We start from the raw sequence: 12,034 nt of genomic DNA, 5'->3' as shown, positions 1-12,034 counted from the left end.
CCCTCTTGAGATGGCTTTTATGGCCCCCATATAGGCTGCATACGTGGATAACACCCGCTACTTAACTCAGGTGGCCGCCACCGGCACCGCTACTTATTTCAGGAGCAAGGCATGGCAAAAGAACCGCAAACCCCGTTGGAAGATGAGCTGGCACGCCAAGAGCAGGAAGCAGAGATCACGGAACAATCTGCCGAAGAGCGTTTGGTGGAAGGCGAACTGGAAGGGTTGATTGACGACGACGCCCCGCTGGAGGGCGGCAGTGGCAACCCGGAAGCCGACGTGCTGGCCGCCCAGGTGGAAGAGCTGGAGCAGAGCCTAGCGGAAGCTAAAGACCAAGCGCTGCGCGCTGCCGCTGAAGCTCAAAACGTGCGCCGCAGGGCCGAGCAGGAAGCGGAAAAAGCGCGCAAATTTGCCCTGGAGAAGTTCGTTAAAGAGCTGCTGCCCGTAGTGGATAGCCTGGAAAAAGCGCTGGAAAGTATGCAGGAGGACGCTGCCGAGGCGCACCGCGAAGGTGTCTCCATGACGCTGAAAATGCAGCTGGACGTGCTGGGTAAGTTTGGCGTTGAGAGCATTGAGCCACAAGGCGAGCCCTTCGACCCGCAGGTGCATGAAGCCATGGCGATGGTGCCGAACCCGGAGCTAGACCCCAACACCGTGATGGATGTGATGCAGAAAGGCTATCTGCTGAACGGACGCCTGGTGCGCCCGGCCATGGTGGTGGTCAGCCAGAAAGCGAATTAAGCCGCGTTGACGCGATGCAGTAAAAAAAGCCCTTGAAATGCTGCAAGCGGCCCCCAAATAAAGGGCAACCCGCGGGAAAGCCCGCAGACGCCAAGATTAAGCAACAGCGGCGTAAAACATCAGTTTTGTTTCAACCGAATTCGAGGTTTTTGCTATGGGACGCATTATTGGTATCGACCTGGGCACCACTAACTCTTGTGTGGCCGTTCTGGATGGTGACAGCGCTAAAGTTATCGAAAACGCCGAAGGCGGTCGTACCACGCCTTCCATCATTGCCTACACCGACGACGGCGAAACCCTGGTAGGCCAGGCCGCCAAGCGTCAAGCCGTTACCAACCCGGAAAACACTCTCTACGCCATCAAGCGTCTGATTGGCCGTCGCTTCAAAGACGACGTTGTACAAAAAGACATCAAAATGGTGCCGTACAAGATCGCTGAAGCCGATAACGGCGACGCGTGGGTAGAAGTCAAAGGCAAAAAAATGGCACCGCCGCAGGTGAGCGCGGAAGTGCTGAAGAAAATGAAGAAGACCGCCGAAGACTACCTCGGCGAGACCGTGACTGAAGCGGTTATCACCGTGCCGGCCTACTTCAACGACAGCCAGCGTCAGGCCACTAAAGACGCGGGCCGCATTGCCGGTCTGGACGTTAAGCGCATCATCAACGAGCCGACTGCCGCTGCGCTGGCCTACGGTATGGACAAATCCCGTGGTGACAAAACCATCGCGGTCTACGACTTGGGCGGTGGTACCTTCGATATCTCCATCATCGAAGTGGCTGACGTTGACGGCGAAACCCAGTTTGAAGTGTTGGCCACTAACGGCGACACCTTCCTGGGCGGTGAAGATTTCGACCTGGCGCTGATCAACTACCTGGTTGACCAGTTCAAGTCTGATAGCGGTATCGACCTGTCTGGCGACAACCTGGCCATGCAGCGTCTGAAAGAAGCCGCCGAGAAAGCCAAAATCGAGCTTTCCAGCGCGCAGCAGACCGACGTGAACCTGCCCTACATCACTGCCGACAACACCGGCCCGAAACACCTCAACGTGAAGGTGACCCGTGCCAAGCTGGAAGCGTTGGTCGAAGAGCTGGTTCAGCGCTCCCTCGAACCGTGCAAAATGGCACTGAAGGATGCTGGCCTTTCCTCCTCTGAAATCGACGAAGTGATCCTGGTCGGCGGTCAGACCCGTATGCCGATGGTGCAGAAGAAGGTAGCCGACTTCTTCGGTAAAGAAGCACGTAAAGACGTGAACCCGGATGAAGCAGTTGCCGTGGGCGCTGCGATTCAGGGCGGCGTACTGGGTGGCGACGTTAAAGACGTGCTGCTGCTTGACGTTACCCCGCTGACCCTGGGTATCGAAACCCTGGGTGGCGTGATGACGCCGCTGATCGACAAGAACACCACCATCCCGACCAAGAAGACGCAAACCTTCTCCACCGCGGATGACAACCAGACGGCCGTGACCATTCACGTCGTTCAGGGTGAGCGTAAGCAAGTGTCGCAGAACAAGTCGCTGGGCCGTTTCGACCTCGCCGACATTCCGCCGGCACCGCGCGGCGTACCGCAGATCGAAGTTGCTTTCGACCTGGACGCCAACGGTATCCTGAACGTGTCTGCTAAAGACAAGGCGACTGGCAAAGAGCAGTCCATCGTTATCAAAGCGTCCAGCGGCCTCTCCGATGAAGAGATCGAGCAAATGGTACGCGATGCCGAAGCCCACGCGGATGAAGATAAGAAGTTTGAGGCGCTGGTGCAGCTGCGTAACCAAGCGGACGGCATGATCCACGCCACCCGCAAAACCGTTCAAGAAGCGGGTGACAAGGCGACCGATGACGAGAAACAGGCCATCGAAACCGCCATCGCCGAGCTGGAAGAAGCGGTGAAAACCGATGACCAGGACAACATCCAGAAGAAACTGGATGCGCTGACCGAAGTCTCCGGCCAGCTGGCGCAGAAGATGTACGCCGAGCAGGCGGAAGCGGCCCAGGCGGGCGGTGAAGGCGCTGGAGAAGCCAACACCAAGCAGGACGATGACGTGGTTGACGCCGAGTACGAAGAAGTCAACGACGACAAGAAGAAGCAGTAACCCACCTCTTTCTGCCAAGGAAAGCGGTGACGCGGGAGGCAACTCCCGCGTTGCTGTTTCCGCGGCCGAGACGCCTATAGTGCGTAGCTAACCAGGAGGCGTAGGACCCATGTCCAAACGCGATTATTACGAAGTCCTGGGTGTCGAAAAAGGGGCCGATCAGAAAGAGATCAAAAAGGCCTATCGCCGTCTGGCGCAAAAATTCCACCCTGATCGAAACCCGGACGATAACACTGCAGCGGAAAAATTCCGTGAAGTGTCAGAAGCCTACGAAGTCTTGAGCGATGGCGAGAAGCGCGCGGCCTACGACCAGTTTGGTCACGCCGGTGTGGATGGCCAGGGCGGCGGCTTTGGCGGTGGTGGCTTCGGCGGCGGTGGCGCAGGCGATTTCAGCGACATCTTCGGCGATGTGTTTGGCGATATTTTCGGTGGCGGCGGTGGTCGTCGTCGTGGACCCAACTCACCCGCCCGTGGTTCTGACCTGCGCTACAACCTAGAGCTGGATCTAGAGAGCGCGGTCGCGGGTACCACGGTGGACATTCGCGTCCCGCGCCATATCGAGTGTGACCGCTGCGACGGTGGCGGCGCCGAGCCGGGCTCTACCAAAGAGACCTGCCCCACCTGCCACGGACACGGCCAGGTGCGCATGCAGCAGGGCTTCTTCGCGGTTCAGCAAACTTGCCCGACCTGTCATGGCAGTGGCCAGCACATCAAAGTGCCGTGCCACAAATGTAACGGTGAAGGCCGCGTGCGCGAAACTCGCACCCTCTCGGTGAAGATTCCGCCAGGCGTGGATACCGGCGACCGCATTCGTCTCAACGGCGAAGGCGAGAGCGGCGTCAACGGCGGCCCAGCGGGCGATTTGTATGTTCAGGTCGCCATCAAGCCGCACCACATCTTCAAGCGCGACGGCAAGCACCTACAGTGTGACGTGCCGATCAACTTTGTCGATGCAGCATTAGGTGGCGAGCTGGAAGTACCCACGCTGGATGGCCGCGTGAAACTGAAGATTCCGCCGGAAACCCAAACCGGTAAACTCTTCCGCCTACGCGGTAAAGGCGTGAAACCGGTCCGCGGCGGCGCCCCCGGCGACCTGCTGTGCAAAGTAGTGTTGGAAACGCCCGTCAACCTCAACGACGAGCAGAAAGACCTGCTTCGCCAGCTGCAAGAGAGCTTCGATGGCAGCAACAGCCACAGCCACTCACCGAAGAAGACCGGCTTCTTCGATAGCGTGAAGAAGTTCTTTGAAGATATGAAGCCGTAAGAAGTCTTTATTAACGTTAGTCAGCTTACATAACGTTGTCAGAAGCCAGTGCCTACTAGGTGCTGGCTTTTCTATGAGGCGCAGCGAAGTGAACACACCGTTGCAAGGAATTCTCATTCGCTGCTTGGCTCTTTTCGCTGCGGGGATGTAGGCTAGGGGTAAGTACTTCTATTAGATTGGAGAGAGCTGCATGCCTTTATCCCGAGCAGAGATTGCCACCCCATCCGGCGCGCGGTTGATTAACCGCCTGTGTAAACACTGGGCGCATAAGCTTGAGGTGGAGCACAGCGAGCAGGATGCCAAGATCGTGTTTGCCAGCGGTACTTGCCTGTTGCACGCCGAGCCCGAGCGGCTGCTGGTCTCCATCGAAACCTTGGAAGAAGAGCACCTAGACCAGCTAGAGGGCGTGGTCGAGAGCCATCTAGTGCGTATGGCGAAAGATGAGCCGCTGGAGATTGTCTGGGAAAACTGAAAGTGCATGCAGGGCGCTGCCGTTAGCGCCGCATCGCTAAGGGTGGTCTGCTATAATCGCGGCCACCTTTTTTGTTTCTAGTTGATGCCATAGCACAGGCGTAGGAGTATCCATGACCCGAATTGCCATTGTAGGCGTAGCTGGCCGCATGGGCCGCACGTTAGTCAACGCCGTTGAGCAAGACCCCGACGCCTCGCTTGCCGGCGGTATTGTGGAGCCGGGTAGCTCCCTGGCGGGCGTAGATATCGGTGAGCTGGCCGGTGTGGGTAAGCGTGGCGTGGCCGCCGTGGATTCGCTCGACGCGATTGTGGATGACTTCGACGTGCTGATCGACTTCACCGCCCCCAAGGTCACTCTGGCGAATCTGGCATTCTGCGCGCAGCATGGTAAACGCATCGTGATTGGCACCACCGGCATGAATGACACAGAGCTGGCCGAGCTGGATAGCTACCGCGATAAGGTCGCCATGGTGTTCGCCCCCAACATGAGCGTGGGCGTGAACTTGACGCTCAAACTACTGGAAACGGCAGCCAAGGCGTTGGGTGATGAAGGCTACGATATTGAAGTGATCGAGTCCCACCACCGCCATAAAGTCGATGCGCCTTCCGGCACGGCCATTAAAATGGGCGAAGTGGTCGCGGAAAGCCTGGGCCGTACTCTGAAAGAGCACGGCGTGTTCGAGCGGGTAGGGCAGTGCGGTCCGCGTACCGATAAAGAGATCGGCTTTGCCACCGTGCGAGCGGGCGATATCGTGGGTGAGCATACCGTGATGTTTGCCACCGAAGGCGAGCGCATCGAAATCACCCACAAAGCCTCCAGCCGTATGACGTTCGCCAAGGGCGCCGTGCGTGCCGCCCGTTGGGTGGTCGATAAAGCCAACGGTCGCTACGACATGCAGGATGTGCTGGAGCTAAGCTGATCGTTCAAAGGCCCTTGAGTGCCGATCCGGCATAAAGGGCTAGCCTACGGCCAGGAAATCCTGTAACATTCCAAAAATTTTGGCCGAGTGGCTGCCAAGACGCAGCAAAACGCCTGCAGCGAATGGCTGTGGAGAGCACCGCGCTTGTTGCACTGGCCGTTAGGTTAGAGAAGATAGTCAGCGAACTGCTGCGCCATGGCTACTACCGTCACGGTGGCATGGAAGAGAACAACAAGCGGGATGAAACCGATTTTTTATTGTCGGCTTCGTCCCGCTTTTTTACGACCCGACGTTTGCACGCAAACGCCGACAACCGGATCGCCGAGCCTGCGCCCACAGGCTCCCACCAGCATGGGAGAACTTGTCTTGAATAACCCCGCATTGAGCAAACCCGCGATATTAGCCCTGGAAGATGGCAGTGTGTTTCATGGAACTGCCATTGGCGCGGATGGAGTCACAAGCGGTGAGGTGGTGTTCAATACAGCCATGACCGGCTACCAGGAAATCCTCACCGACCCCTCTTACACCCGCCAAATCGTCACCCTAACTTACCCGCACATCGGCAACACTGGCATTAACTCTGAAGACGTAGAGTCCGCCTCGATTGCGGCAGCTGGCTTGGTAATTCGCGATCTCCCCCTGCTGGCCAGTAGCTTCCGTTCCGAGCAAACCCTCTCTGATTACCTGAAAAGCCAAAACGTGCTGGGTATTGCGGATATCGATACCCGCCGCCTGACGCGTATTTTGCGCGATAAAGGTGCCCAGAACGGTGCGATTCTGGCGGGTGCCGATGCAGAAGGTGAGGATGCCGTAGAGCGGGCGCTGGCGGCGGCGAAGGCGTTCCCAGGCCTGAAGGGCATGGATTTAGCCAAGGAAGTCTCGTGCAAAGAAGCGTACGAGTGGTCAGAAGGTGAGTGGACCTTGGGCGAAGGCTACGCGGATACCACTCAGGGCGAGCGCCCTTACCACGTGGTCGCGTTTGATTACGGCGTGAAGTTCAACATCCTACGCATGCTGGCGGCGCGCGGCTGCCGCTTGACCGTGGTGCCGGCGCAAACGCCTGCGGCAGAGGTGCTGGCGATGAACCCGGACGGCGTGTTCCTGGCCAACGGCCCCGGCGACCCTGAGCCCTGCGACTACGCGATTAAAGCGATCCAGGATGTGCTGGAAACCGATACCCCGGTGTTTGGTATCTGCCTGGGCCACCAGCTGCTGGCGCTGGCCTCCGGTGCCAAAACCGTCAAGATGGGCCACGGCCACCACGGTGCCAACCACCCGGTGCAAGATCTGGATACCGGCACGGTGATGATCACCAGCCAGAACCATGGCTTTGCCGCCGATGAAGCGACCCTGCCTGCTAACGTACGCGCGACGCACCGCTCGCTGTTCGATGGCACCCTGCAGGGCATTGAGCGTACCGACCGCCCGGCGTTTAGCTTCCAGGGCCACCCGGAAGCCAGCCCCGGCCCGCGCGATGTGGCGCCGCTGTTCGATCGCTTTATCGCCATGATGCAGGCGCGCCGCTAAGTTAGCCGCGCTGCCTCTCATTGCCTAGTTACGCCGTTTTGATGCTCATCGTCACCACTTTTTGCGGGAACCGTTATGCCTAAGCGTACCGATATCAATAGCATTCTTATCATTGGCGCTGGCCCGATTGTCATCGGCCAGGCCTGCGAATTCGACTACTCCGGCGCCCAGGCGTGTAAAGCGCTGCGTGAGGAGGGGTACCGGGTTATTTTGGTCAACTCCAACCCGGCTACCATCATGACCGACCCCGCCATGGCCGATGCCACCTACATCGAGCCGATTACCTGGCAGGCGGTTGAGAAAATTATTGAAGCCGAGCGTCCCAACGCCATTCTTCCTACCATGGGCGGCCAGACCGCGCTGAACTGCGCGCTCGACCTCGACAAACACGGCGTGCTGACCAAGTACGGCGTGGAGATGATCGGTGCCAATGCCGATGCCATCAACAAAGCCGAAGACCGCGATCTGTTCGACAAGGCGATGAAGAACATCGGCCTGGAGTGCCCCAAAGCCAAAGTGGCGCACACCATGGACGAGGCGTGGGAAATCCAGGCGGAGCTTGGCTTCCCGACAATCATTCGCCCCTCCTACACCATGGGCGGCTCCGGCGGCGGCGTGGCGTACAACAAGGAAGAGTTCGAAGAGATCTGCACCCGCGGTTTCGAGCTGTCCAATAACCACGAGCTGCTCATCGATGAGTCGCTGCTGGGTTGGAAAGAGTACGAAATGGAAGTGGTGCGCGACCGCAACGACAACTGCATCATCGTCTGTGCGATCGAGAACTTCGACCCTATGGGCGTACACACCGGCGACTCTATCACCGTCGCGCCGGCACAAACGCTGACCGATAAAGAGTACCAGATCATGCGCGACGCCAGCCTCGCGGTGCTGCGCGAGATCGGCGTGGAAACCGGTGGCTCGAACGTTCAGTTCGGTATGGACCCGAAAACCGGTCGTATGGTCGTTATCGAGATGAACCCCCGCGTCTCCCGCTCGTCGGCGCTGGCCTCGAAAGCCACCGGCTTCCCGATTGCCAAGATCGCCGCGAAACTGGCAGTGGGGTACACCCTGGATGAGCTGCAGAACGACATCACCGGCGGCCAAACCCCGGCGTCGTTCGAACCCTCTATCGACTACGTGGTTACCAAAATTCCGCGCTTCACCTTCGAGAAGTTCCCCCAGGCGAACGACCGCCTGACCACCCAGATGAAGTCAGTGGGCGAGGTGATGGCGATTGGCCGCACCTTCCAGGAGTCGCTGCAAAAAGCGCTGCGCGGCATGGAAACCGGTAACGACGGCCTCGACCCGATCATTACCGAGTTCAACGACGAAAACATGGCGTTGATCAAGGGCGAACTGCAAGCGGCGGGTGCCGAGCGTATCTTCTACGTGGCCGACGCTATACGTGCGGGGATGAGCGTGGACGAGGTGTTCGCGCTGACCAATATCGATCGCTGGTTCCTGGTGCAACTGGAAGACCTGATTCTGACCGAAGCGGCAGTGTCCAAGCGCGCGCTGGCGGATCTTTCCGCCCGCGAGCTGTTCCAGCTTAAGCGCAAGGGCTTCTCCGACGCGCGTCTGGCGAAGCTGCTTGGCGTGTCCGAGAAAGAGTTCCGTAAAACCCGCCAAAAGGCCGGTATCCGTCCGGTCTACAAGCGGGTGGACACCTGCGCCGCCGAATTTGCCTCCGATACAGCTTACATGTACTCCACCTACGAGGAGGAGTGCGAAGCAGACGTCTCGGATCGCCAGAAAATCATGGTGCTGGGCGGTGGTCCGAACCGGATCGGTCAGGGTATCGAGTTTGACTACTGCTGCGTTCACGCCGCCTTCGCCATGCGCGACGACGGCTATGAAACGATCATGGTCAACTGCAACCCGGAAACCGTCTCTACCGACTACGACACCTCTGATCGCCTCTACTTCGAGCCGGTCACGCTGGAAGACGTGCTGGAAATCGCCGACAAAGAGAAGCCGGTGGGCGTCATCGTCCAGTTCGGTGGCCAAACACCGCTGAAGCTGGCCCGCGAACTGGAAGCCGCAGGCGTGCCGATTATCGGCACCACGCCGGACGCCATCGACCGCGCCGAAGACCGCGAGCGCTTCCAGGTGATGATCGATAAGCTTGGCTTGAAGCAGCCGCCCAACGCCACTGCGCGCAGCTTTGAGGACGCCTTCGCCAAGGCCGAAAAAATTGGTTACCCCTTGGTCGTGCGCCCGAGCTACGTACTGGGCGGTCGGGCAATGGAGATCGTCTACGACGCCTCCGAGCTTGAAAACTACATGACTAACGCGGTGAAGGTCTCCAACGACTCACCGGTACTGCTAGATCACTTCCTGAGCGCGGCGGTGGAAGTGGATATCGACGCTGTCTCCGACGGCCAGCAGGTCGTGATTGGCGGCATCATGCAGCACGTTGAGCAAGCGGGCGTTCACTCCGGCGACTCCGCCTGCGCGCTGCCGCCTTACTCGCTGCCTGCCGACGTGCAGGACGAGATGCGCGAGCAGGTCAAGAAAATGGCCGTGGAGCTGGGCGTGAAAGGCCTGATGAACGTGCAGCTGGCGTGGCAGGATGGCGAGATTTACGTGATCGAGGTCAACCCCCGCGCATCCCGTACCGTGCCGTTTGTTTCCAAGTGCATCGGCACCTCGCTGGCCCAGATTGCCGCGCGTTGCATGGCTGGTAAAACGCTGGCCGAGCAGGGCTTCGAACGTGAAATCGTGCCGCACTTCTACAGCGTCAAAGAAGCGGTATTCCCGTTCAATAAGTTCCAGGGCGTTGACCCGATTCTCTCGCCGGAAATGAAATCGACCGGTGAAGTGATGGGCTCGGGCGATACCTTCGCAGAAGCCTTCTTTAAAGCGCAGCTAGGTGCGGGTGAAGCCATCCCGGCGCTGGAGGGTGAGCGTAAAGCGTTCCTGTCGGTGCGTGAACCTGACAAGCAGGGGATTATCGAAGTGGCCCGTTCTCTGCTAACATTGGGCTTCACGCTTTGTGCGACACGCGGCACGGCAGCAGCGATTGAAGCCGCCGGGCTACCCGTGGAGCACGTCAATAAAGTCTACGAAGGCCGTCCCCATATCGTCGATCTGCTGAAGAACGACGAAATCGCCTACATCGTGAACACTACCGAAGGTCGTCAGGCAATTAACGACTCTTCGATTATTCGCCGTACTGCTCTCGCGCGCAAGGTGCCCTATGCGACCACCTTGGCGGGCGCTAATGCTGTTTGCATGGCGCTAGAGTACGGTAGGGAGATTACGGTGCGGCGCCTTCAGGATCTGCATGCAGGAGCAAGTCAATGAACAAGGTCCCGATGACGGTAGCGGGAGAAAAAAGCCTTCGCGAAGAGCTCAACCACCTGAAGGGCGAAGCCCGCCCCCGGGTGATTGCCGCGATCGCTGAAGCGCGTGAACACGGCGACCTGAAGGAGAACGCCGAGTACCACGCTGCCCGTGAACAGCAGGGGTTTATTGAAGGTCGTATCCAGGAAATCGAGAGCAAGCTCTCCGGTGCCCAGGTGATTGATGTCACCAAGCTGCCGAAGACCGGCAAGGTCATTTTTGGGGTGACTGTGTCGCTGTTAAACCTGGACAGTGACGCCAACGTGACCTACCGCATTGTGGGTGAAGATGAGGCCGATATTAAAGCAGGCCTTATTTCGGTCACCTCACCCATTGCCCGTGCGCTGATTGGTAAGGAAGAGGGCGATGTGGTGGTGGTGAAAACCCCCGGCGGCGACGTTGAGTATGAAATTGAGAGTGTTGAACACCTCTAATGCCGTGCGGCTAGCACCATAAAAAAGGCCCGAAGCAGCTAGCTGCTTCGGGCCTTTTGGCTGGCGGCGTTTCGCGCTGCCAGGGCGCGCGTTAGCGTGCGTATTTAGTGCCGCCCGTGATGGTTCTCGTAGCGAACAACGTTGGAAAGCTTGGGATTGGCCTTTGGGTTGTGGCGATATAGCAGCGCCATCTTGCCAATGGTTTGTACCAGCTCGGCGTTGCTATCCGCCAGCAGCTCGTTGAGCATGGCGGCGCGGTCGTCCCGTTCGGGCAGGGCGAGCTTCACTTTAATCAGTTCGTGATCATTGAGCGCGCGGCTGAGTTCTGCGAGCAGGTTTTCGGAGACGCCGTTCTCAGAAACGGTGACCACCGGGTTCAGGTGGTGGCCAATGCTACGAAATGCTTTCTTTTGTGCCTGTGACAAGCTCATGGTATCTTGCGGTATCCCGGTTAGCGCTTAACGCTCCATCTTACGGTGAAACGCCGCTAAGTGAAAGCAATCGCATGAATGCGCCCATCTCTTATTTATTCCAGTGTCAGATTCCCACATGCAGCAAAAGCCCCCAAGCCGTAAACATTCAGTGAGCAAAACCAGCAATAATTGGAAGAAAGAACACTTCGACGACCAGTATGTAAAACAGAGCTGGCAGGATGGCTACCGCTCACGGGCAAGCTATAAACTGCTGGAGCTGGATGAGAAGGACAAGCTGTTTCGCAACGGCATGACGGTGATCGACCTGGGTGCCGCTCCGGGCGGCTGGAGCCAGATTGCCGCTGAAAAAGTCGGCCCGGAAGGCGTGGTCATTGCCTCTGATATCCTGGAGATGGATGCGCTGGCCGGCGTGGACTTTATTCAGGGCGACTTTACCGAGGAGAGCGTACTTAACGCGATTCTTGAGCGCCTGGGAAATCGTCCGGTAGACCTTGTTATGTCGGACATGGCCCCCAATATGAGTGGTATGGCGGCGATCGACCAGCCTCAAGCGATGTATCTTGTTGAGCTGGCGTTAGAGCTGGCTCGTGAAACGCTCTCGCCCAAGGGGCGGTTTTTGGTAAAAGTATTCCAGGGGGAGGGCTTTGATGCCTACCTGAAAGAGCTGCGCGGCAGCTTTGACCGCGTGGTAACCCGCAAACCGGATGCCTCCCGGGCGCGCTCCCGAGAGGTCTACTTTTTGGCGGAGGGTTTTCGCGGTTAAGCCAGTGCTGGTAGGGCCCTGGTGTGATGGCGAAGCGTTATAGCAAAGA

11 protein-coding genes are annotated in these 12,034 nt (G+C 58.4%); 10 read left to right on the top strand and 1 reads right to left on the bottom strand.

The genetic code is table 11. The features are described 5' to 3' along the window. Window positions 1-111: 111 nt before the first annotated feature. The 9 genes from grpE (at window position 112) to greA (ending at window position 10,788) form a co-directional block, all read left to right on the top strand. A complete protein-coding gene (gene grpE, locus LG300_RS14250; protein ID WP_404375970.1) occupies window positions 112-741 on the top strand; it encodes a nucleotide exchange factor GrpE in 630 nt (209 codons plus the stop codon). 154 nt (window positions 742-895) lie between these two features. After that, window positions 896-2,827 carry a molecular chaperone DnaK gene (gene dnaK / locus LG300_RS14245; RefSeq protein ID WP_404375969.1) on the top strand — a complete coding sequence of 644 codons (1,932 nt, stop codon included), beginning with the start codon at window positions 896-898 and terminating at the stop codon, window positions 2,825-2,827. Between the two features lie 109 nt (window positions 2,828-2,936). Then, on the top strand, window positions 2,937-4,091 hold the full coding sequence (dnaJ, locus tag LG300_RS14240) for a molecular chaperone DnaJ (RefSeq protein ID WP_404375968.1): 1,155 nt from the start codon (window positions 2,937-2,939) through the stop codon (window positions 4,089-4,091). Window positions 4,092-4,281: 190 nt separating this feature from the next. Beyond that, the gene (locus tag LG300_RS14235) at window positions 4,282-4,563 is read left to right on the top strand and encodes a DUF2218 domain-containing protein (protein ID WP_404375967.1); all 282 of its coding nucleotides are present in this window, start codon (window positions 4,282-4,284) and stop codon (window positions 4,561-4,563) included. A 112-nt stretch (window positions 4,564-4,675) separates the two neighbouring features. Further along, window positions 4,676-5,482 (top strand): 4-hydroxy-tetrahydrodipicolinate reductase, encoded by an 807-nt coding sequence (dapB, locus tag LG300_RS14230; RefSeq protein WP_404375966.1) that lies wholly within the window; start codon window positions 4,676-4,678, stop codon window positions 5,480-5,482. A 122-nt stretch (window positions 5,483-5,604) separates the two neighbouring features. After that, window positions 5,605-5,856 carry a hypothetical protein gene (locus LG300_RS14225; RefSeq protein WP_404375965.1) on the top strand — a complete coding sequence of 84 codons (252 nt, stop codon included), beginning with the start codon at window positions 5,605-5,607 and terminating at the stop codon, window positions 5,854-5,856. A gap of 7 nt (window positions 5,857-5,863) precedes the next feature. Next, window positions 5,864-7,009 carry a glutamine-hydrolyzing carbamoyl-phosphate synthase small subunit gene (gene carA / locus LG300_RS14220; protein WP_404378043.1) on the top strand — a complete coding sequence of 382 codons (1,146 nt, stop codon included), beginning with the start codon at window positions 5,864-5,866 and terminating at the stop codon, window positions 7,007-7,009. A 75-nt stretch (window positions 7,010-7,084) separates the two neighbouring features. Next, window positions 7,085-10,315: a carbamoyl-phosphate synthase large subunit gene (carB, locus tag LG300_RS14215; protein ID WP_404375964.1), complete on the top strand. Its 3,231-nt coding sequence runs from the start codon at window positions 7,085-7,087 to the stop codon at window positions 10,313-10,315. Further along, window positions 10,312-10,788: a transcription elongation factor GreA gene (greA, locus tag LG300_RS14210; RefSeq protein WP_404375963.1), complete on the top strand. Its 477-nt coding sequence runs from the start codon at window positions 10,312-10,314 to the stop codon at window positions 10,786-10,788. Before carB ends, greA begins: the two co-directional genes overlap by 4 nt. Before the next feature lie 104 nt (window positions 10,789-10,892). Here greA and yhbY read toward each other — a convergent pair whose 3' ends face one another. Beyond that, window positions 10,893-11,219: a ribosome assembly RNA-binding protein YhbY gene (yhbY, locus tag LG300_RS14205; RefSeq protein WP_404375962.1), complete on the bottom strand. Its 327-nt coding sequence runs from the start codon at window positions 11,217-11,219 to the stop codon at window positions 10,893-10,895. 118 nt (window positions 11,220-11,337) lie between these two features. Between yhbY and rlmE the strand changes: the two genes are divergently transcribed. Continuing rightward, entirely contained in the window at window positions 11,338-11,985 is a 648-nt protein-coding gene (gene rlmE / locus LG300_RS14200; RefSeq protein WP_159340793.1) for a 23S rRNA (uridine(2552)-2'-O)-methyltransferase RlmE, read from the top strand. The last annotated feature ends 49 nt before the right edge of the window (window positions 11,986-12,034 follow it).

Origin of the sequence: Vreelandella aquamarina, assembly GCF_044805175.1 — a bacterium.
GTDB classification, from domain to species: domain Bacteria; phylum Pseudomonadota; class Gammaproteobacteria; order Pseudomonadales; family Halomonadaceae; genus Vreelandella; species Vreelandella aquamarina_B.
This window is presented reverse-complemented; position numbering and strand designations above follow the sequence as displayed.